This window comes from Streptomyces sp. NPDC003032, assembly GCF_053591415.1.
In genome coordinates, this window is record NZ_JBSFTT010000019.1 from 1 (window position 1) to 20,000 (window position 20,000).

Annotated in this window: 18 protein-coding genes and 1 pseudogene; 11 read left to right on the forward strand and 8 right to left on the reverse strand. The window is 72.6% G+C overall.

Features of this window, described 5'->3' with window-relative positions; genetic code table 11:
* Both ACWDZ7_RS25190 and ACWDZ7_RS25195 read left to right on the forward strand, forming a co-directional pair.
* Positions 1-312: pseudogene (locus ACWDZ7_RS25190) on the forward strand (slipin family protein); the annotation flags it as partial.
* 301 nt (positions 313-613) lie between these two features.
* The gene (locus ACWDZ7_RS25195) at positions 614-1,696 is read left to right on the forward strand and encodes a S1 family peptidase (RefSeq protein WP_451799989.1); all 1,083 of its coding nucleotides are present in this window, start codon (positions 614-616) and stop codon (positions 1,694-1,696) included.
* 109 nt (positions 1,697-1,805) lie between these two features.
* Here ACWDZ7_RS25195 and ACWDZ7_RS25200 read toward each other — a convergent pair whose 3' ends face one another.
* Positions 1,806-2,858 (reverse strand): DUF3533 domain-containing protein, encoded by a 1,053-nt coding sequence (locus ACWDZ7_RS25200; protein WP_451799990.1) that lies wholly within the window; start codon positions 2,856-2,858, stop codon positions 1,806-1,808.
* Between the two features lie 174 nt (positions 2,859-3,032).
* Here ACWDZ7_RS25200 and ACWDZ7_RS25205 point away from each other — a divergent pair, with 174 nt between their 5' ends.
* Entirely contained in the window at positions 3,033-6,497 is a 3,465-nt protein-coding gene (locus ACWDZ7_RS25205) for a DNA polymerase III subunit alpha (protein WP_451799991.1), read from the forward strand.
* A gap of 20 nt (positions 6,498-6,517) precedes the next feature.
* Positions 6,518-7,522, forward strand: coding sequence for a DNA polymerase Y family protein (locus ACWDZ7_RS25210; RefSeq protein WP_451800208.1), 1,005 nt, complete (start codon positions 6,518-6,520; stop codon positions 7,520-7,522).
* Positions 7,523-7,595: 73 nt separating this feature from the next.
* Here the strand turns inward: ACWDZ7_RS25210 and ACWDZ7_RS25215 are convergent, their stop codons facing one another.
* Together ACWDZ7_RS25215 and ACWDZ7_RS25220 are read right to left on the reverse strand one after the other, a co-directional pair.
* Positions 7,596-8,462: an ABC transporter permease subunit gene (locus ACWDZ7_RS25215; RefSeq protein ID WP_451799993.1), complete on the reverse strand. Its 867-nt coding sequence runs from the start codon at positions 8,460-8,462 to the stop codon at positions 7,596-7,598.
* The gene (locus ACWDZ7_RS25220; protein ID WP_451799995.1) at positions 8,459-9,370 is read right to left on the reverse strand and encodes an ABC transporter ATP-binding protein; all 912 of its coding nucleotides are present in this window, start codon (positions 9,368-9,370) and stop codon (positions 8,459-8,461) included. Before ACWDZ7_RS25220 ends, ACWDZ7_RS25215 begins: the two co-directional genes overlap by 4 nt.
* Positions 9,371-9,736: 366 nt before the next feature.
* Between ACWDZ7_RS25220 and ACWDZ7_RS25225 the strand changes: the two genes are divergently transcribed.
* From ACWDZ7_RS25225 to ACWDZ7_RS25235, 3 genes are all read left to right on the forward strand, one after another.
* A complete protein-coding gene (locus ACWDZ7_RS25225; protein WP_451799997.1) occupies positions 9,737-10,924 on the forward strand; it encodes a sensor histidine kinase in 1,188 nt (395 codons plus the stop codon).
* The gene (locus ACWDZ7_RS25230) at positions 10,921-11,607 is read left to right on the forward strand and encodes a response regulator (RefSeq protein ID WP_451799999.1); all 687 of its coding nucleotides are present in this window, start codon (positions 10,921-10,923) and stop codon (positions 11,605-11,607) included. Before ACWDZ7_RS25225 ends, ACWDZ7_RS25230 begins: the two co-directional genes overlap by 4 nt.
* A gap of 214 nt (positions 11,608-11,821) precedes the next feature.
* Positions 11,822-12,694 carry an esterase/lipase family protein gene (locus ACWDZ7_RS25235; RefSeq protein ID WP_451800001.1) on the forward strand — a complete coding sequence of 291 codons (873 nt, stop codon included), beginning with the start codon at positions 11,822-11,824 and terminating at the stop codon, positions 12,692-12,694.
* Positions 12,695-12,710: 16 nt separating this feature from the next.
* On the opposite strand, the gene ACWDZ7_RS25240 is transcribed toward ACWDZ7_RS25235, so the two are convergent.
* Positions 12,711-13,730, reverse strand: coding sequence for a lytic polysaccharide monooxygenase auxiliary activity family 9 protein (locus ACWDZ7_RS25240; RefSeq protein WP_451800003.1), 1,020 nt, complete (start codon positions 13,728-13,730; stop codon positions 12,711-12,713).
* A gap of 172 nt (positions 13,731-13,902) precedes the next feature.
* Positions 13,903-14,589: a response regulator gene (locus ACWDZ7_RS25245; RefSeq protein WP_451800005.1), complete on the reverse strand. Its 687-nt coding sequence runs from the start codon at positions 14,587-14,589 to the stop codon at positions 13,903-13,905.
* Positions 14,590-14,726: 137 nt separating this feature from the next.
* Between ACWDZ7_RS25245 and ACWDZ7_RS25250 the strand changes: the two genes are divergently transcribed.
* From ACWDZ7_RS25250 to ACWDZ7_RS25265, 4 genes are read left to right on the forward strand one after another with little or no spacing between them, the layout of a single operon-like run.
* A complete protein-coding gene (locus ACWDZ7_RS25250; RefSeq protein WP_451800007.1) occupies positions 14,727-15,740 on the forward strand; it encodes a Bug family tripartite tricarboxylate transporter substrate binding protein in 1,014 nt (337 codons plus the stop codon).
* Positions 15,737-16,270, forward strand: a complete 534-nt coding sequence (locus ACWDZ7_RS25255) for a tripartite tricarboxylate transporter TctB family protein (RefSeq protein WP_451800009.1) — start codon at positions 15,737-15,739, stop codon at positions 16,268-16,270. The genes ACWDZ7_RS25250 and ACWDZ7_RS25255 overlap by 4 nt, the downstream gene beginning before the upstream one ends.
* A 1-nt stretch (position 16,271) precedes the next feature.
* Positions 16,272-17,780 carry a tripartite tricarboxylate transporter permease gene (locus ACWDZ7_RS25260; RefSeq protein WP_451800010.1) on the forward strand — a complete coding sequence of 503 codons (1,509 nt, stop codon included), beginning with the start codon at positions 16,272-16,274 and terminating at the stop codon, positions 17,778-17,780.
* Positions 17,777-18,283 (forward strand): GNAT family N-acetyltransferase, encoded by a 507-nt coding sequence (locus ACWDZ7_RS25265; protein ID WP_451800012.1) that lies wholly within the window; start codon positions 17,777-17,779, stop codon positions 18,281-18,283. Before ACWDZ7_RS25260 ends, ACWDZ7_RS25265 begins: the two co-directional genes overlap by 4 nt.
* 10 nt (positions 18,284-18,293) lie before the next feature.
* On the opposite strand, the gene ACWDZ7_RS25270 is transcribed toward ACWDZ7_RS25265, so the two are convergent.
* The 3 genes from ACWDZ7_RS25270 to ACWDZ7_RS25280 form a co-directional block, all read right to left on the reverse strand.
* Entirely contained in the window at positions 18,294-18,434 is a 141-nt protein-coding gene (locus ACWDZ7_RS25270) for a hypothetical protein (protein WP_451800014.1), read from the reverse strand.
* A gap of 106 nt (positions 18,435-18,540) precedes the next feature.
* Entirely contained in the window at positions 18,541-19,047 is a 507-nt protein-coding gene (locus ACWDZ7_RS25275; RefSeq protein ID WP_451800016.1) for a DUF402 domain-containing protein, read from the reverse strand.
* Positions 19,028-19,966 (reverse strand): N-acetyltransferase family protein, encoded by a 939-nt coding sequence (locus tag ACWDZ7_RS25280; RefSeq protein ID WP_451800018.1) that lies wholly within the window; start codon positions 19,964-19,966, stop codon positions 19,028-19,030. Before ACWDZ7_RS25280 ends, ACWDZ7_RS25275 begins: the two co-directional genes overlap by 20 nt.
* Positions 19,967-20,000 lie beyond the last annotated feature (34 nt).

Below are 20,000 nucleotides of genomic sequence, written 5' to 3' on the forward strand. Positions count from 1 at the left end.
ATGGCCCGGCAGGCCGAGGCCGACCGCGAGCGGCGGGCCCGCGTCATCAACGCCGACGCCGAACTGCAGGCGTCCAAGAAACTCGCCGAGGCCGCCCACGAGATGTCGGAGGAGCCAGCGGCGCTCCAACTGCGGCTGCTCCAGACCGTGGTGGCCGTCGCCGCCGAGAAGAACTCCACTCTTGTCCTGCCCTTCCCGGTGGAGCTGCTCCGCTTCCTGGAGCGGGCCCAGCAGGCCCTGCCGCAGCAGTCACCCCCGCCCCAGCAGCAGCCGTCCGCCCCCTCCGAAGGGGCGAGAACCGGACAGGACTAGTCCTCACAGGCTGACGACCGTCCCTCAGCGCGCGGTGTTTGCAACGGGAACCCGGCGTGGTGCCAGGGGGCGCGCGATGACCAGGGGGCGTACAGGTGTTTCCGTGTGCGCGTCCTGAAGTCGACCTTGTGTGCGACCGCGAGGCGTCGGGATAGTGGACAAGTAAATTGGCATGGACGCGGTCACCTCGGCGCGGCGAACGCCGCAGCACCAGTGTGTCCACTCCGTGCCGCGCACCACCTTACGACCCGTCAGGACCCCACTCCGGCCGGGTCGTTCCCCCCACAGGAGGTCGTGAGTTTTGAAGCACCGACGCATACCCAAGCGGCGTGCCGCCGTGGCAGGCGCGGGCATCGCCGCGCTGGTCGCCACGGGCATCACCTTCCAGACTGCGAACGCGAGCGAGAGCTCGCCCCCACCCACGCCCGACACCCTCTCGGTGGCCAAGGCCGGAAAGCTCGCTTCGTCCCTGGGCGAGGACCTCGGCGCGGACGCCGCGGGCGCGTACTACGACGCCGAGGCCAGGACCCTCGTCGTGAACGTGCTGAACGAGAGTGCGGCGGACGTCGTCGAGTCGGCGGGCGGCAAGGCCAGAATCGTCGAGAACTCCCTCGCGGAGCTGAAGAGCGCCCGAGCCACGCTGGACGACAAGGCGGCCGTCCCCGGCACCTCATGGGCGATGGACCCGGCCGCCAACAAGGTCGTCGTCACGGCGGACCGCACGGTCAAGGGCGCGAAGCTCGACAAGGTCGGCTCCGTCGTGAAGAGCCTCGGCGGCAAGGCCGAACTCAAGCACAGCAAGGGAGAGTTCAGGGCCCTCATCGCCGGCGGCGACGCGATCTGGGGCGGCGGCTCGCGCTGCTCGCTCGGCTTCAACGTCGTCAAGGGCGGCGAGCCGTACTTCCTGACGGCCGGCCACTGCGGCAACGCGGTCAAGAGCTGGTCCGACTCGCAGGGCGGCTCGGAGATCGGCGCCACGGAGGAGTCGAGCTTCCCGGGCAACGACTACGCCCTCGTGAAGTACACGGCCGACACCCCGCACCCCAGCGAGGTGAACCTCTACAACGGCAGCGCCCAGGCGATCACCAAGGCCGGGGACGCCACGGTCGGGCAGAAGGTGACGCGCAGCGGCAGCACCACCCAGGTCCACGACGGTGTGGTCACCGCGCTCGACGCCTCGGTGAACTACCAGGAGGGCCGGGTCGACGGTCTGATCCAGACCACGGTCTGCGCCGAACCCGGCGACAGCGGCGGCGCGCTCTTCGACGGTGAGACCGCGCTGGGCCTCACCTCGGGCGGCAGCGGCGACTGCTCCTCCGGCGGCGAGACCTTCTTCCAGCCGGTGCCGGAGGCGCTGAGCGCCTACGGCGCGGAAATCGGCTGAGTCTGAGTCTGAAACTGAGACTGAGACTGAGTCCGCTGAGTCTGACGGACGCATCGCGCCCCGCTCCCGCGAAAGACGCGGGGGCGGGGCTCTGCGTTCAGCGGAGCGGTCAGCGGGTGCCGAGGCCCCTGCCGTAGTTCGTGCCACTGAGGTCGATCGAGCTGTGGGGTGTTTCGCGCCGCCGGGCGGACAGGGCGAGGGTGACGACGGTGCCGACGAGCGCCCAGGCGGCCAGGACGAGGAACGGTCCGGTGATCGCGTTCCCCTCGAAGTACGCGATGGAGCGCGCCGCCCAGGTGCCCGCGCCCGGCGGCAGCCAGGGCCCGATCGCGTTCCAGAAGGCCGGCAGCATCGGCAGCGGGAAGGCGCCGCCCGCGCTCGGGTTGCCCCCGATGACCACGATGAGGACGGCCAGGCCGATGCCCACGATGCCGGTGAGCGCCTGGAGGGCGAGTGTGATCGCGCCGACCCCGAAGACGACCAGGGTGCCCAGGCCCCACAGGCCCATGATGCTGCCGGGCAGGGCGCCGAGGATCGGCCCGATGATGACCGCGCCGCCGAGCCCGCCGACGATCGAGTAGAGCGCCATGGTGGCGAGCCTGATGACCGCGCGCGGCAGGTTGGCGGCCCGGGAGCCCGCGCTGATCGCCAGGATCGACGCGCACAGATAGCCGCCGACGCACCAGCCGACGACCAGGTAGAAGGACGAGAGCCCGTTGAAGTCGTGGCGCGAGGCCGGGGCCACGTCGACGGTCTTCACCGTGCGCTTCTCGGCCGCGTCGACCTCGGTGGCGAGCGTGGTGAGGGCCCTGGAGAGGGCGGTGCCGCCACCGGAGGCGACCAGCAGGGTGTCGGTCGTGCCGCGCGGGTCGACGAGCAGGGCGCCGTCGATGTCCCGGTTCATGATCTGGCGGCGGGCGGTGGCCTCGTCCTTGAGGACGCGGGGGGCCAGCGGTTCACCGGGGAGCTTCTTCAGCCGGTCGGCGGTCTGCTGGGCCGCGGGGCCGGGGGCGACCACTCCGAAGGCCACGTCCTTCGGTTTCGGATCGTGCAGCGCGCCTACGTAGGAGGCGATGAACAGCAGCTGCAGGGCGAGTACGCCGATGACGAGCAGGGCTGCTCGCGGGGTGACGGCGCTCTTCAATTCGTCGGCGAACCTCATGCCCCCACGCTCCGGGGCGCCGCTCGTTTCCGCAGGTGGGACGGGCCGAACGGGCGACCTGAGGGGTCTACAGGGGTGGGCTCCGCACACGTGTCGTACATGCGTTCGAAACTTGGTCTATGGTGGAGGCGGGGGATACGAGATCGGATCGGTTCAGGGTTACAGGAGGTGCGTGTGCCCGGCTTCACGCATCTGCACACCGCGTCCGGGTTCTCCCTGCGGTACGGCGCCTCGCACCCGGAGCGGCTCGCCGAGCGCGCCGCCGAGCGGGGCATGGACGCCCTCGCGCTCACCGACCGGGACACCCTCGCGGGCACCGTCCGGTTCGCCAAGGCCTGCGCGAAGGCGGGGGTGCGGCCGCTCTTCGGCGCCGAGCTGGCGGTGGGGGAGCCCGCCCCGGCCAGGGGCGAGCGGCGCCGGGCCCCCGTGCGCGGCGGTGCCTTCATCGACGAGTCGACCCCGCGCGTGACCTACCTCGCCCGGGACGGCGCCACCGGCTGGGCCACGCTCTGCCGTCTGGTCACCGCCGCGCACCGCGCCCCCGACGGGCAGCCCGTCCTGCCGTGGGAGGAGAACCACGGCGAGGGCCTGACCGTGCTGCTCGGCCCCGCCTCCGACGTGGGGCGCGCGCTCGCCGCCGGGCGCCCCGACCGGGCCGCCCGGCTCCTGGTGCCCTGGCGCGAGCGGTACGGCGACGACCTGCGCCTGGAGTCCGTCTGGCACGGCCGCAAAGGCACCGGACCCGGCTCGCTCCGGCTGGCCGCGCGCACCGTCGGCTTCGCCGCCGAGCAGGGCGTACGACCCGTCCTGAGCAACGCCGTGCGCTACGCCGACGCCGGGCAGGGCCCCGTCGCCGACGTCCTGGACGCCGCGCGCCGCCTCGTCCCCGTCGACCCGACCAAGGAGCTGGACGGCGGCGAACGGTGGCTGAAGGGCCCGGACGCCATGCTGCGCGCCGCCGAGCGGATCGTCGAGGCCGCGGGCTTCCGCCGCGACACCGCGCACCGCCTGATCGAACAGACCCGGGCGGCGGCCGCCGCGTGCCTGGTCGACCCCGAGGACGACATCGGCATCGGCTCCGTGCACTTCCCCGAGCCGCGGCTGGTCGGCGCCGGGCGGCGCACCGCGCAGCGCGTCCTCGCCTCGCGGGCGGCCGCGGGCATGGTGCTGCGCGGCTACGACTCCCGGCGTGAGTACTGGGAGCGGATGCACCACGAGCTGGACATCATCGCCCACCACGGCTTCGCCTCCTACTTCCTGACCGTCGCCCAGGTCGTCGACGACGTACGCGACCTGGGCGTCCGGGTCGCGGCGCGCGGCTCCGGCGCCGGGTCCCTCGTCAACCACCTCATCGGCATCGCGCACGCCGACCCCGTCGAGCACGGGCTGCTCATGGAGCGGTTCCTGTCCAAGCGGCGGCACGTGCTCCCGGACATCGACATCGACGTCGAGTCGGCCCGCCGCCTGGAGGTCTACCGCGCGATCATCGACCGCTTCGGCACCGAGCGCGTCGCCACGGTCGCCATGCCCGAGACCTACCGCGTACGACACGCCGTACGCGACGTCGGGGCGGCCCTGTCCATGGACCCGGCCGAGATCGACAAGATCGCCAAGGCCTTCCCGCACATCCGCGCGCGCGACGCCCGCGCGGCGATGGAGGAGCTGCCGGAACTGCGGGCGGTGGCCGAGGAGCTGGGCGACCGCGACCGTCTGTGGGAGCTGGTAGAGGCGCTGGACGCGCTGCCGCGCGGCGTCGCCATGCACCCGTGCGGGGTGCTGCTCTCCGACTCCTCGCTGCTCGCGCGCACGCCCGTCGTGCCCACCAGCGGCGAGGGCCTGCCCATGTCGCAGTTCGACAAGGAGGACGTCGAGGACCTAGGCCTGCTCAAACTGGACGTGCTCGGCGTGCGGATGCAGTCGGCGATGGCGCACGCGGTGACGGAGGTCGCGCGGGCCACGGGGGAGCGGGTGGACCTGGACGCGGTGCCGCCGGGCGACCCGGCGACGTACCGGCTCATCGGCTCCACCGAGACGCTCGGCTGCTTCCAGATCGAGTCGCCGGGCCAGCGCGACCTGGTCGGGCGGCTCCAGCCCTCGACCTTCCACGACCTCGTGGTGGACATCTCCCTGTTCCGTCCGGGGCCGGTCGCCGCCGACATGGTGCGGCCCTTCATCGAGGCCAGGCACGGCCGCGCGCCCGTGCGCTTTCCGCACCCGGACCTCGCGGAGCCGCTGAAGGAGACGTACGGCGTCGTCGTCTTCCATGAGCAGATCATCCAGATCGTGGACATCATGACCGGCTGCGGGCGCGACGAGGCGGACCGGGTGCGGCGCGGGCTCTCCGACCCCGAGTCGCAGGGGCGCATCCGGTTCTGGTTCGCGCAGCACGCGGCGGCCAAGGGGTACGACGCCGAGACGGTCGCCCGCACCTGGGAGATCATCGAGGCCTTCGGGTCGTACGGCTTCTGCAAGGCGCACGCCGTGGCCTTCGCCGTGCCGACGTACCAGTCGGCGTGGCTGAAGGTCCATCACCCGGCCGCGTTCTACGCCGGGTTGCTCACGCACGACCCAGGCATGTACCCGAAGCGGCTGCTGCTCGCGGACGCGCGGCGGCGGGGGGTGCCGATCCTTCCGCTGGACGTGAACCGGTCGGCGGTCGCTCACCGTATCGAACTGGTGTCCGAGCCGCGGTCGGTGTGGGGTCTGCGGCTCGCCCTCTGTGACGTGCACGGCATCAGCGAGGCGGAAGCCGCGCGGATCGCGGACGGACAGCCGTACGCCTCCCTCGTCGACTTCTGGGAGCGGGCCAGGCCCTCCAAGCCGGTCGCGCAGCGGCTCGCGCAGGTCGGCGCGCTCGACGCGTTCGGCGCCAACCGCCGCGACCTGCAACTGCACCTGACCGAGCTGCGGCGCGGCGCGCGTGGCGCGAGTGGCGCCCAACTGCCGCTGGCCGGCGGGCGGCAGACGGCCCCCGCGGGCCTCCCCGACCTCGACGACGCCGAGCGGCTCAGCGCCGAGCTGGGCGTCCTCGGCATGGACTCCTCGCGCCACCTCATGGGCGACCACGCCGACTTCCTCGCGGAGCTGGGCGCGCTCAGCGCCCGGCGGCTGCGGGAGGCCGAGCACGGCGCGACCGTCCTGGTCGCGGGCGCCAAGGCCGCCACGCAGACCCCGCCGATCCGCTCCGGCAAGCGGGTCATCTTCACGACCCTCGACGACGGCACGGGCCTGGTCGACCTGGCCTTCTTCGACGACGCGCACGAGCGGTGCGCGCACACCGTCTTCCACTCCTGGCTGCTGCTGGTGCGCGGCGTGGTGCAGCGCCGGGGGCCGCGCAGCGTCAGTGTGGTCGGCGCGGCGGCGTGGAACCTCGCGGAGCTGGTGGAGGTGCGCAAGGAGGGCGGTCTCGACGCGGTGGCGCTGCGCTTGGCGGAGCCGGAGCCGGAGCCCGCGTCCGAGCCTGAACCTGAGTCCGAGTCCGAGCCGGGTCCGGCCCCGGGCCCCGTGGCGGGCGGGCGGCGCCTCCGCATGTCCACCGGGTACGAGATGCACCCCTGGGCGGATCTCCGCCCGGCGGGCGAGGGCGCCGCGGGCGGCGCCAGGAAGTTGTGGCACCAGAGTCCGGGGAGCGCGGGATGAACAACGGGATGAACAACGGGATGAACACCGAGGTGAACACCGAGGTGAACACCAACACCCTTTACGTACGCTTTCTGCTGACCCCCATGTACGAGGCCGTACTGCCGCAACTGCTCGGCCTCCTGGGCGAGTTCACCCCCCTGGTCGAGGCACTGCCGCCCGACGCCGCGCTCGTGGACGTGCGCGGCGCTCGGCGGTACTTCGGGCGGAGCGCCGTCGAGCTGGCCGCGCTGATCCGGGTGCGGGCGCTCGCGCTGTACGGCGTGGAGTGCGCGATCGGCGCCGGGCCCGGCCCGATGCTGGCACGGATGGCCGCCCGCGGGGCCGCCCCGGGCGTGACCCGTGCCGTGCCCGAAGGGCCGGACGGCGTACGGGAGTTCCTCGCCGACCGGCCGGTCGGCGAACTGCCCGGCATCGGCCGCGCCACCGCCCGTACCCTCTGCGAGTACGGCCTCGACTCCCTCGGAAAGGTCGCCGCCGCACCCCTGTCCACCCTGCAGCGGCTCGTCGGCGCCCGCACGGGCCGCGAGCTGCGGGAGAAGGCGCGGGGCATCGACCGCACCCGGGTCGTGCCGAACTCCGCCGCGCGCTCGCTCGCCGTCGAACGCCCCTTCCCCCGCGACGAGTTGGACCCCTTCCGGCACCGACGCGCCCTCCTGTCCGGCGCCGAGGAACTGGGCGTCAGGATGCGCGGCGAGGACCAGGTGTGCCGCGCCCTGACCCTCACCGTGCGGTACGCGGACCGGAGTACGACCGTCCGGACCCGGTCCCTGTCCGAGCCGACCGCGCACTCCACCGCGCTGACCACGGCCGCGTACCGCATGTACGAGGCGCTCGGACTCCAGCGCGCCCGGGTGCGCGCCGTCGCCCTGCGCGCCGAGGGGCTCGCGCCGGCCGAACGCGCCACCCACCAGCTGACGTTCGACCCGGCGGACGAGAAGGCCCGCCGCATCGAGGAGGTGGTCGACCGGGCGCGGGAGAAGTTCGGGCCCGGGGCGATCGTGCCGGGGACGCTGGCGGCGTAACCCCCGTACCTCTTCCTGGGCGTAACCCCGTACCTCTTCCTGGCCTCACACATCCCGCCTCACGCATCCCGCCTCACACATCCCTGCGGCGCACCACGACGACCGCCACCACCACCGCGACCAGCGGCCACGCGGCGAAGACCGCCCACGCCTCGGCGAGTGTCACCGGATACTTCTCCGGGAGACCGGGCACCGCCGGGTTCTCCACGAGGCGGCCCCACGCGGTGAGCGGCATCGCGTTGCCGATCTCCTTGACCCACCGGTACGTGTCGCCCTGGAAGAGCGCCGGAAGCAGCAGCAGCGTGCCCACCACGGCGACGATGCTGCCCGCGGCGTGCCGGACCGCCGCCCCCAGGGCCATGCCGACCAGCGCGCACACCGGCGCGAGCAGCGCCGACGCCACGACGGCCCGCAGCGCCCCCTCGTCGCCGATCGACAGGCCGCCCTCCTCCCGCAGCAGCGCCTGCGTCACGCCGAACGACGCCCCCGCGACGACCGCGCCGAGCCCGCACAGCACCGCCGTGACCACGACGATCTTCGCCGCGACCACCGCCCGGCGGTCCGGCACGGCCGTGAACGTCGTACGGATCAGGCCGCTGGTGTACTCGCCGATGACCGAGAGCGCGCCCACTGTGGCCGCGAGGACCATGAAGAGCTGCCAGGCCGGTTCGACGAAGGCGGTGTGCAGCGGGTCGAACCGGAAATGGGGTTCGAGGCCGGCCGGGGGCGGCGGCATGTCCGCGAGCCGACGGGCGTTGGACCAGGCGGAGTTGGCGTTGATGCCGATGACGACGAGGGCGCCGCCGCCGAGCACCCAGTACGTCGAGCGCAGCGACCGGAGTTTGATCCACTCGGCGGCGAGGAGATCGGTGAAGCGGATTCGCTCAGGCGTACTACTCCTTGGCGTACTCGTCTGCGTTCTACTCGTCTGCGTACTCATCGGGTCTCTCCGGCGTGGTGGTCGAGGTGGTCGGCGGTCAGTTCCATGAACGCCGCCTCCAGGGACGGGCCCACGGCGGTGAGTTCGTGCAGGGGGAGCCGGTGGGCGCAGGCCAGTTCGCCGACGCGGGCCGGGGGAAGGCCGCTGACCGAGAGCAGCCCGTGGCCGTCCTGCTGGACCGCGGCGCCCTCGGCGGTCAGGACGGTGGTGAGTTCGGCGGCGCGAGGTGTCCGCACGGTCACGCCCGGCCGGGTGGAGCGGGCCGCGAAGCGCGCCACGCTCTCCGCGGCGATCAGCTCGCCCCGGCCGATCACGATCAGCTGCTCTGCGGTGTTCTCCATCTCGCTCATCTGGTGACTGGAGACGAAGACCGTGCGGCCCTCAGCGGCGAGGCGCCGAAAGAGACCCCGCACCCACAACACGCCTTCCGGGTCGAGGCCGTTGAGCGGCTCGTCGAAGAGCAGCACCGGAGGGTCGCCCAGCAGCGCGGCGGCGATGCCGAGCCGCTGCTTCATGCCGAGCGAGTAGCCGGACACGCGCCGCCGCGCGACCTCCGCGAGGCCCACCTCGCCGAGGGCTTCGTCGACCCGGCGGCGTGCGATGCCGTTGCTGCGGGCGAGCGCGGCGAGGTGGGCCAGGGCGCTGCGTCCGCCGTGCACGTCGCCCGCGTCGAGCAGGGCGCCGACGTGGCGCAGCCCGCGCGGGTGGTCACGGAACGGCCGCCCCTCGATGGTGGCGCTTCCGCCGGTGGGCTCGACGAGGCCGAGGAGCATCCGCAACGTGGTGGTCTTGCCCGCGCCGTTCGGCCCGAGAAACCCGGTCACCCGCCCTGGACGCACCGTGAAACTCAGGCCGTTCACCGCGGTGGCGGCGCCGTAGCACTTGGTCAGTTCGTCGATTTCGATCACGCGCCCCACGGTGTCGCGGACGGAGCGCCCGGGGCATCGGCCCGGCGACCACATCCGCGCGGGGGCGGGTAGCCCGTGGGCGTACGTCTCGGGGCCCATGCCAGGGCGGGGCCGCGCGCTTACGATCGGGAAATGCACGCGACGCCGGACGCTCCCCGCCCACCGACTCCCCCCGGTCCACGGGACGCGGAGGCCGCGGCGGACGCGGCGGCCATGGGGGCCTTGCCTTCCGCGGGGGCCTTGTCCGGCTCGGCGGCCTTGCCGAGGCCGCGGGCTGCGTCGCCGGGGCCGGTGGCTTCGCGTGATGCGGTGGTCTCGCCGAAGCCGCGAACCGCCCCGCCGAGACAAACGGCCTCGCTGCTCTCCGTGGCCCGGTGGCGGCTGTCGGGCGCGTGGCTCGTGCCGGTGGCCTGGGCGGCCGCGGTCGGTTACCCCTTCGCTCTGTACTTCGCCATGCTCGACGGGCGCAGCGGCTTCAGCGTGCTCACCGTCGTCCCGCTGATCGTCCTCACCGCGCTGCTCGGCGCGCTTCTGCGGACCAGGCCGCTGCCCGCGCTCGCGCTGCTGCTCGTCGGCTGGGCCGCCGCGCGTACGCAGATGCAGAATCCGGAGATCGCGTACTTCCAGGTCGTGCTCGGTGATCTCGCCGTCGGCTACATCGCCGCCGTACGGCCGCGCCGCACCTCGGTGGTGGCGGCCGGCCTGGCGTTCGGCGCGCAGCTCGGCACCCATCTGTCCTCCTTCGGGCAGACCCCGGAACGGGCCGTCCAGCTCTCCGCGTTCCTCGCCCTCGCGACGTCCGCCACCTGGCTCGCGGGCGACTCCGTCCGGGAACGCCGCGCGCACGCGGAGGCGTTGAGCGCGCGGGCCGCCGAACAGGCGGTGACCGCCGAACGGCTGCGCATCGCCCGGGAGCTGCACGACATGATCGCGCACAGCATCGGCGTCATCGCCATCCAGGCGGGCGTGGGCAGCCGCGTCATCGACACCCAGCCCGCCGAGGCCCGCAACGCGCTCACCACCATCGAGGCCACCAGCAGGGAGACCCTCGCGGGCCTGCGCAGGACGCTCGTCGCGCTGCGGAGGCCCACGACGGGGCAGGACGACACGGAGGCCGGGCACCATCCCGCGCCCCTGGAGCCCGCGCCCGGCCTCGCCGACCTCGACCGCCTGGTCGCGTCGACGCTGGACGCCGGGGTCCGCGCCGAGGTCCTCCGGCACGGCGAACCGCGGCCGCTGCCCGCCGACATCGACCTGGCCGCGTTCCGCGTCCTGCAAGAGGCGCTCACCAACGTCGTACGCCACGCGGGCACCGGCACATGCCGGGTGACCGTCGGATACGGCGACGGCGACGGCGCCGGCTACGGCTACGACGTGACGGTCGAGGTCGTCGACGACGGACAGGGCGGGCTGCCCGCCGGCGGCGGATACGGCATCGTCGGCATGCGCGAGCGCGTAAGCCTGCTGCACGGCGACTTCACCGCGGGACCGCGCCCCGAGGGCGGCTTCCGGGTCGCCGCCCGGCTGCCCGTGCCGGCGGAGGACGCCCGATGAGCGCAGGGACCGTCCGCGTGGTCCTCGCCGACGACCAGCCGCTGGTACGCGCGGGCCTGCGCGTGCTGATGGCCGACACCGCGGACATCGAGGTCGTGGGGGAGGCGGGCACGGGCGCCGAAGCGGTCCGGCTGGCCAGGGACGTACGCCCCGACGTCGTCGTCATGGACATCCGTATGCCGGGCATGGACGGCATCGAGGCCACCCGCCTGATCAAGGCGGACGCGGAGGGCGCGCGCGTCCTGGTCCTGACCACCTTCGACGACGACGAGTACGTCTACGGCGCGCTGCGGGCGGGCGCGAGCGGGTTCCTCGTCAAGGACATGGCCCTGGACGACATCCTCGCGGCCATCCGGGTGGTTGCCGCCGGGGACGGGCTGATCGCGCCGAGCGTGACGCGGCGCCTGATCGCGGAGTTCGCCGCCCGCCCGGAGCCGACCCCGCCGACCCTGCCGTCACCGTCTCCGCCGCGCCCGTCGGCCGGCGTCACCGATCGCGAGCGCGAGGTCCTCACCCTGGTCGGGCGCGGCCTGTCCAACAGCGAGATCGCCGCCGAGCTGTTCATCACGGTGGCGACGGTCAAGGCGCACGTGGCGCGGCTGTTCACCAAGCTCGACGCGAGGGACCGGGTCCAACTGGTCATCATCGCCTACGAGCTGGGGCTCGCGGCGCCGCAACGGTGAGGGACGGCGAGGCGGCGGGACGGCGGGGCGGCGGGATGCCCCGGGACCAAGAGGACCGGAAACTCTGCCAGTAATCACTGGAAGTTGTTGCGACGCGCAGCTTCTGTCTTCATCCAACGGCGCGTATTTTGACGTGAGCACGGCATCCTGTGATCTGGATCACAGGGCGTACGGTACCCCTCTCCACTCCCTTGAACCGCAAGGAGATCACCGGATGCTGCCCTGGAGACGAGCGCTGCGCGCGCTCGCCGCCGCCCTGCTCCTCACGGGCGCGGCCACCCTCACCCCCGCTGCCACCGCCAGCGCCGCCACCACCGCTCAGACGGAATTCGCCACGTCCAGCGGCTGGAACGACTACACCTGCGAGCCCTCCGCCGCTCACCCCCGCCCGGTCGTCCTCGTGCACGGCACGTTCGGGAACTCCATCGACAACTGGCTCGTCCTCGCGCCCTATCTGGTCGCGCGCGGCTACTGCGTCTACTCCCTGGACTACGGCCAGTTGAAGGACGTGCCGTTCTTCCACGGGCTCGGCCCCATCGACAAGTCGGCCGAGCAGCTCGACGGCTTCGTCGACAAGGTACTCGCCTCGACGGGCGCCGACGAGGCGGACCTCGTCGGCCACTCGCAGGGCGGCATGATGCCCCGCCACTACCTCAAGTTCCTCGGCGGCGCCGACAAGGTGAACGCCCTCATCGGCCTCGCGCCCGACAACCACGGCACCACCCTGCTCGGTCTCACCAGGCTGCTGCCGTACTTCCCGGGCATCGAGGACCTGCTGACCACGAAGACGCCGGCCCTCACCGACCAGGTGGCCGGGTCACCGTTCCTGACCAAGCTCAACGCGGGCGGCGACACCGTGCCGGGCGTGCGCTACACCGTCATCGCCACCAAGTACGACGAGGTGGTCACGCCGTACCGCAGCCAGTTCCTGGACGGCCCCGGCGTACGCAACGTCACGCTCCAGGACCTGTGCCGGGTCAACGTGTCGGAGCACGTGGCGATCGGCGTCCTGGACCGTCTCGCCCACCACGAGGTGGCGAACGCGCTGGATCCGAAGAACGCGACGCCGACCACGTGTCTTTCCTGATACTGGTCCAGCCGCTTCAGCGACCGTGACGTCCGGCCGCGCGGCGGCGGGCCGTGGCGAACATCGCCGCGGCACCGACGGCGAGGGCCGCGGCTCCGCCGATCGCGATGTACGAGGTGGAGCTGGAGCCGCCGGTCTCGGCGAGGTCGTCGTTCGCGGTGGTGACGGGCTTCTCGGCGCCGCCGTTCACCTCGGGATCATTGCCGGAAGGCGCGTCGCCGGAGCCGGAGCCGGAGCCTGAGTCAGCGGCCGGGGCGGCCTCCGTGGCCTTCGCTCCCGTACTGGCGTCGGCGTCCCCGTGCCCGTGGTGCTCGACCGTCGACTTCTCGGCGCCCGCCGCGATCTCCTTGTCGGAGGGGGCGGACGCGGCCGGGGCCGGGGCGGAACCGGAGCCGCCGCTGTCCTTGCCGAAGACGACGTCGGAGCAGGTGTAGAAGGCCTCGGGGGAGTCCGAGCGCTGCCAGACCGAGTAGATCAGGTGGCGGCCCGACTTGGCGGGGATCTTCCCGTCGAAGACGTAGTCGCCGTTCCGCAGCTTCGGGTCGGTCACCTTGACGAAGGGCTTCTTCTCCAGGTCCGACCACTTCAGGGGCTTCGTCGGGTCGTACGAGTCCTTGGTGACGTACAGCTCGAAGGAGCCCCGGTGCGGGGCGGTGGCCTTGTAGCGGAAGGTGTGCTTCCCGGCGGCCAGCTTGCTGGAGGGCCAGTCGGCGCGCGGCAGGTCGAGGCCCTTGTACTTGTCGTTGCCCGCGCTGCACAGCTTGCCGTCGGGGATGATCTCCTTCGACTTCCCGGCGGCGTTGGCGATGTTCACGCCGTTCCAGTCGTAGAGGGCCTGCGTGCCGCTCGCGGCGACGGCGGCCTTGCAGGCGGCGGACTTCGGTGACTCCGGGCCCTCCTGGAAACAGGCGGAGACCCGGCTGACCGGGTCCGTCATCGAGCCGTGCGCCGCGGCGGGCGTCACCGACAGGGCGGTCAGGGCGAGCGGGGCCACGCCGACGGCGGCGATCACGGTGACCTTGCGGCGAGCGGGCATGGGTGGTTCTCCTCAACGACGGTTCACAGGGGGACGCCGGGAAAGCTAGCCCGTGAAATCCGCGAAATCCCTTGCCGACGGCCCGGGACGGAGATCCTTATGGCCGCGTTAAGGGAGGGCTCAGCCTCCGCTCAGGTCGCGCCCGTGATGCCCGTTTCACCACCTCCACGGCTCACCCCACCCACCGGTACCGCCGCTCGGGACGCCCCGTCCCCCCATAGCGGAGCGTCACCTCGGCGCGGCCCGTGTCCACGAAGAACTCCAGGTAGCGGCGGGCGCTCACGCGCGAGAGGGCGCCCGCCCCCGCGCACTCCGAGGCGGAGAGGCCCCGGGGGTGCTCCCGCAGGGTCTGCTCCACCAGCTCCGCGGTGTGGGCCGCGAGCCCCTTCGGCAGCCCCCGTGAGCCGGGCGGGCGCGGGCCGAAGATGTGGTCGACGTCCTCCTGGCGCGCCTCCGCGAGCCCGTCGAGGCGCGCCCGCAACGCCGCCACGTGCCGCAACTGCTCCCGCAGGGCCGCCTGGTTGAACGGTTTGATCAGATAGTGCAGGGCGCCCGCCCGCAGCGCCGCCCGTACGATCTCCGCGTCCCGCGCGGCCGTGATGAACAGGGCGTCCACCGGCTGCCGCCCCGGGTCGCGCTCCTCGGCGGCGCGCAGCTCCCGGAGCACCGCGATGCCGTCCATGTCGGGCAGATAGACGTCGAGGAGTACGAGGTCGGGGCGGAGCCGCTCCGCCGCGCCGAGCGCTTCCGCGCCGCTGTGCGCGACGCCGGCCACGGCGAATCCGTCCACCGCGGCGACGTACCGGCTGTGCAGTTTGGCGACCATGAAGTCGTCGTCCACGACCAGGACCCTTGTCATCGCCGCAGGTTATGGGGGTGACCACAACGACCACAACGACCGTTGTTTCCGGAAGAGAGACAGGCCGTCAACACCCGGGCAACATGTGGGCCACTTCACGACCGACCGACCTGCCCCGTCCCCCTCACAACCGTCAGGTGGTGGCACACGTGCGCCTGCGCACACCCCTCGCCCCGCGCACACCCCTCGCCCTGCTCGGCGCCGCGCTGCTCGTGCTCGTGGCGCCGCCCCTGCTCACCACGGGCGGCGGCGCCGAGACCGGCACACAGATCCCGGGCCTGCGCCTCATGGTCCCCAACACGCCCGGCGGCGGCTACGACATCACCGCCCGCACCGCCGCGAAGAACGCCGAGGACGCCGGACTCACCCACGACATCGAGGTGTTCAACCTGCCGGGCGCCGGCGGCACCGTCGGCCTGACCCGGCTCGTCGGTGAGCACGGCAACGGCAAGCTCGCCATGTCCATGGGCCTCGGCGTCGTCGGCGCCGCACGCTCCAACGACTCCCCGAAGACCCTCTCCGACACCACCCCGATCGCCCGCCTCACCGAGGAGCAGGACGTCGTCGTGGTCTCCAAGGACTCCCCGTACAAGACCATCGGGCAGCTCGTCCGGGCCTGGAAGAAGAACCCCGGGAAACTGCCCGTGGGCGGCGGCTCGTCACCCGGCGGGCCCGACCACCTCGCGCCGATGCTGATGGCGCGCGCCGCCGGGATCGACCCGAAGAAGGTCAACTACGTCCCCTTCGACGGCGGCGGCGAACTCCTCGCCTCCATCCTCGGAAGCAAGGTCGCCTTCGGTGTCTCCGGAGTCGGCGAGTACCTGGACCAGATCAAGTCGGGGGAGCTGCGGCTGCTCGCCGTGACCGGACCCGAGCGGGTGAGCGGCCTGGACGGGCCCACCCTCAAGGAGTCCGGCTACGACGTGGACTTCACCAACTGGCGCGGCATCGTCGCCCCGCCCGGCCTCAGCGACGCCGAACGCGACAAGCTCACCGAGCTGTTCCGGAAGCTGCACGCCTCGCCCGAGTGGAAGAAGTCCCTCAGGACGAACGGCTGGGACGACGCCTTCCTCACCGGTGACAAGTTCGGCGACTTCCTGGACGCCCAGGACAAGCGCGTCGTATCCGTCCTGAAGGAGCTGGGGCTGTGACCGCCACCGACGTCACGTCCGAACGGCCGGACGGCGGCCGCTCCTGGCTGCGCGAACACTCCGAACTGGGTGTCTGCGTCCTGCTGCTGGCCCTCGGCGTGCTCGTCCTCACCGACGCGCTCACCATGGACGTGGAGATCGCCCAGCGCGGCCCCATCGGTCCCAGGACCGTACCGATCGCCGTCGGCATCGGGCTGCTCGTCGTCGCCCTCCTGCTCGCCGTCGACGTGCTGCGCGGCGGGCGCGGCGAGGCCGAGGGCGGCGAGGACATCGACCTGTCCGAACCGGCCGACTGGCGCACCGTGCTGCTCCTGGCGGGCGTCTTCCTCGCCACCGCCGTCCTCATCGAGCCGCTCGGCTTCCCCGTCGCCGGCGCGCTGCTTTTTTGGGGCTCCGCCTACGCGCTCGGCAGCCGCCACCTCGACCGCGACCCGCTGATCGCCGCCGGACTCTCCGTCGTCACGTACGGAGTCTTCAACAACCTGCTCGGCGTTCCCCTGCCGGGCGGCCCCCTGATGGGAGTGCTGTGACATGAACGCCTTCACCTCCCTGATGGACGGCTTCGGCACGGCCCTCACCCCGCTCAACCTCCTGTGGGCCGCGGTCGGCGTGCTGCTCGGCACGGCCATCGGCGTCCTGCCCGGCATCGGCCCCGCGATGGCGGTGGCCCTCCTGCTCCCCGTGACCTACGGGCTCGAACCGACCGGCGCCTTCATCATGTTCGCGGGCATCTACTACGGGGCGATGTTCGGCGGCTCCACGACCTCGATCCTCCTCAACACCCCCGGCGAGAGCGCCGCCGTCGTCGCCGCCATGGAAGGCCATCCGATGGCCAGGTCGGGCCGGGGCGCGCAGGCACTCGCGGCCGCCGCCATCGGCCACTTCGCGGGCGGCATGATCGGCACGGTTCTCCTGGTGGCGCTCGCGCCGACCGTCGCCGACCTCGCCGTGGACATCGGCGCGCCCGACTACTTCGCGATCATGGTGCTCGCGTTCATCGCGGTGACCTCGGTCCTCGGCTCCTCCCGCGTCCGCGGCCTCGCCTCGCTCCTGATCGGCCTGACGATCGGCCTGGTGGGCCTGGACCAGATGACGGGCCAGCAGCGGCTCACCTTCGGCTCTCTGCAACTCGCCGACGGCATCGACGTGGTGATTGTCGCGGTCGGCCTCTTCGCGATCGGCGAGGCCCTGTGGGTCGCCGCGCACCTGCGGCGCACCAGCGCCGACGCGATCCCCGTCGGCCGCCCCTGGCTGGGCAGGTCGGACCTGCGGCGCACCTGGAAGTCCTGGCTGCGCGGCCCCCTCATCGGCTTCCCGTTCGGCGCGATCCCGGCGGGCGGCGCGGAGATCCCGACCTTCCTCTCCTACGTCACCGAGAAACGCCTGTCCAAGCGGAAGGAGGAGTGGGGCAAGGGCGCCATCGAGGGCGTCGCCGGCCCCGAGTCGGCGGCATCCGCGTCGGCGGCGGGCACCCTCGTCTCCATGCTGACGCTCGGCCTGCCCACGACCGCCGTCGCCGCGGTGATGCTCGCCGCCTTCCAGCAGTACGGAATCCAGCCGGGCCCGCTCCTCTTCGAACGCGAACCCGACCTGGTGTGGGGCCTGATCGCGTCCCTCTTCGTGGGAATGGTGCTGCTGCTGGCCCTGAACCTCCCGCTCGCCCCCCTCTGGGCGAAGCTGCTGCGCATCCCGCGGCCCCACCTCTACGCGGGCATCCTGTTCTTCGCGGCGGTCGGCGCGTACGCGGTCGGCGGCGAGCCGCTCGACCTCGTCATCCTGCTCGTCATCGGCCTGATCGGCTTCGGCATGCGGCGCTACGGACTGCCCGTCCTGCCCGCCGTCATCGGCGTCATCCTCGGCCCCAACGCGGAACAGCAGCTGCGCCGCGCCCTGCAGATCAGCGACGGCAGCGTCAGCGGGCTGATCGACACACCCTTCTCCGTGACGGTCTATGGCCTCATCGTCCTGATCGTGGCCTGGCCGTTGGTGAAGAAGGCGCTGGTGCGGTCGCGCCGCCGTGACGTAGACGTGGAGGCATGACCAAGACGACCGAGCCCTCCCCGGACACGACCGGACTCCCCCCGGAGATCCGGCTCGCCACCGCCGCCGACGTCCCGGCCGTACGCGCGGTGACCGACGCGGCGTACCACCACTACATCGCACGCATCGGCATCGTCCCCGCCCCCATGGAGGCCGACCACGCGGCGGACGTGGCGGCGGGACGGGTGTACGTCACCGGGGACCCGGTCGTCGGCCTGCTGGTCCTCGTCCCCGTCACGGAACCGCGCGAGGAGGCCCACCTGCTCCTGGAGTCGATCGCGGTCCACCCCGAAGCCGCCGGCCAAGGTCTGGGCCGCGACCTGCTCACCTACGTCGACGCACACGCGCGTGCCCTGGGCCTTACCGAAGTCCGCCTCTACACCAACGCGTTGATGTGGGAGAACCAGAAAATCTACCCCCGCTACGGATACGAGCTGGTGGAGCGCCGCATCGAGGGCCCGTACGACCGCCTGCACTACCGCAAGCGGCTCTCCCGCACTTGACGGCGGCCCCTCACCCGTCCGGCCACCAGGTCCGCTGGACATCCTTGCGGACCTCCGGCCTCTCCCGGGGCTGGACCTCGGCCTCCTGGCGTTCCCGCACCCGACGGCTGACGGACTTGACCGCGGGCTTGTGCGTGGTGACCCGGCGCATGGCTGCCTCCCTGCCTTACCGACGTCCTGCCTTACCGATGTCCACCGAAGCCACGTGCTAGACCTCTTCGCGCCGCCTTTCTGATCGAGCACGTGCACGAAGCGATCTACCGGCCCACCGGAAGGAGCCTTCCGCGGGCCAGGGACTCCAGTTCCGTGAGGGCGCGGCGGGCCGCGGTGGCCGCCAGGGGGTCCGTGGTGGGCAGGCCGCTCGCCTCGAACTCGTCCTCGTCCAGGCGCACCACCGTGTTCGCGTCCGCCGAGCACCACAGGTCGAGGTCCAGGTCCTCCACCGTGAGGACCTCGCCGTCGCGGACCGCGGGGCGGGTCACGTCGCAGTACCAGCCCTTCAGGGTGCCGTCGGCGGCGTACACCTCCTTGATCGCGTACCAGCGGTCGCGCCAGTAGTGCTCGGTGAAGACGTCGCCCGGTTCAAAGCGGACGAAGCCGAAGTCGCGGATGCCGGGGGCCGCCCAGGGGGCGGTGACCGTGATGCGGGTTCCGTCGTCGTGGAGGAGCCGCGCCGGGTAGCGGATCTTGGTGCGGCCCGCCTTGACGAGGGTGATGTGCAAGGTGGTGGTGGGGCGGGGCCGGTCAGATGAGGTCTCGGACATGGCGTACCTCCGTGGCGCAGATCTCGTAGCCGAACCAATCGTTGATCGCCAGCATCGGTTCGTTGCCGGCGTCGTTGCCCGTGAACGCCTCCGCGCAGCCGGCCGCGCGGGCCCGGTGCAGGGAGTCGTTCTTGGCGAGCTTGGCCAGGCCGCGGCGGCGGTGGGCGCGCGCGGTGCCCGTCATGCCGGACGCGTAGCGGCCCGCGCCGTCCGTGCGGGCCAGGCTGAACGCCGCCGGGCGGCCGTCCACCAGGGCCACCGTGGTCAGCTCCTGGCTGACCAGCGGGTGGTGCCAGGTCTCGGCGAGCCAGTGCTCGTAGTCCGTGAACTCGGCGGCCACGTCGCTCGGTTCGTCCGCCACCGTCTCCGCGTCGAGGGCGAACAGGGGTCGCGCGTCGTCCGCGTACACCGATCCGCTGACCAGCTCCACCCCGGCGGGCGGCTCCTGGCGGGGCGGCAGCGTGCCGTGCGCGAGGTCCAGGCGCAGGAAGTGCGCGCGGCGGCTCGCGCGGTAGCCGCGGCGGGCGGCGAAGGCGAGGTTCGCGGGCTCGTCGAGCACCCATGAGAAGACGGTGCGCGCGCCCTCGGCCGCCAGATGGTCCTCCGCCGTGCGCAGCAGAAGCGTTCCGGCGCCCGCGCCGAGCCGCTCCGGATGCACGTAGACGTTGGCGAAGCCCTGGCCGGGCTCCGGGCTGTCGTAGGCCATGCCCACCTGCGCCGTACCGATGACCTCGCCGTCGGCCTCGGCGATCAACTGCCGGTAGGCGGAGTCCGGGTGGGCATGCGTGTGGTCGAAGGCGACCGACTCGGGTGTGGCGAGCATGGCGGGCACACAGGCCCGGCGCACGGCGGCGAAACCCGCGACGTCCGCGGCGGCACTCGGGGCATCGGGGCTCAGGGCCCGGACGATCACTGTCATGAGCCCGCACGGTACGCGGGGGCCGCCGCGGGGT

What these genes read in the sequence shown, in the direction of transcription:
- ACWDZ7_RS25200 (WP_451799990.1), bottom strand. Translation starts at nt 2,858, where the DNA reads ATGAGGTTCGCCGACGAATTGAAGAGCGCCGTCACCCCGCGAGCAGCC.
- ACWDZ7_RS25210 (WP_451800208.1), top strand. Translation starts at nt 6,518, where the DNA reads ATGAACACCGAGGTGAACACCGAGGTGAACACCAACACCCTTTACGTA.
- ACWDZ7_RS25215 (WP_451799993.1), bottom strand. Translation starts at nt 8,462, where the DNA reads ATGAGTACGCAGACGAGTAGAACGCAGACGAGTACGCCAAGGAGTAGT.
- ACWDZ7_RS25230 (WP_451799999.1), top strand. Translation starts at nt 10,921, where the DNA reads ATGAGCGCAGGGACCGTCCGCGTGGTCCTCGCCGACGACCAGCCGCTG.
- ACWDZ7_RS25235 (WP_451800001.1), top strand. Translation starts at nt 11,822, where the DNA reads ATGCTGCCCTGGAGACGAGCGCTGCGCGCGCTCGCCGCCGCCCTGCTC.
- ACWDZ7_RS25240 (WP_451800003.1), bottom strand. Translation starts at nt 13,730, where the DNA reads ATGCCCGCTCGCCGCAAGGTCACCGTGATCGCCGCCGTCGGCGTGGCC.
- ACWDZ7_RS25245 (WP_451800005.1), bottom strand. Translation starts at nt 14,589, where the DNA reads ATGACAAGGGTCCTGGTCGTGGACGACGACTTCATGGTCGCCAAACTG.
- ACWDZ7_RS25260 (WP_451800010.1), top strand. Translation starts at nt 16,272, where the DNA reads ATGAACGCCTTCACCTCCCTGATGGACGGCTTCGGCACGGCCCTCACC.
- ACWDZ7_RS25265 (WP_451800012.1), top strand. Translation starts at nt 17,777, where the DNA reads ATGACCAAGACGACCGAGCCCTCCCCGGACACGACCGGACTCCCCCCG.
- ACWDZ7_RS25270 (WP_451800014.1), bottom strand. Translation starts at nt 18,434, where the DNA reads ATGCGCCGGGTCACCACGCACAAGCCCGCGGTCAAGTCCGTCAGCCGT.
- ACWDZ7_RS25275 (WP_451800016.1), bottom strand. Translation starts at nt 19,047, where the DNA reads ATGTCCGAGACCTCATCTGACCGGCCCCGCCCCACCACCACCTTGCAC.
- ACWDZ7_RS25280 (WP_451800018.1), bottom strand. Translation starts at nt 19,966, where the DNA reads ATGACAGTGATCGTCCGGGCCCTGAGCCCCGATGCCCCGAGTGCCGCC.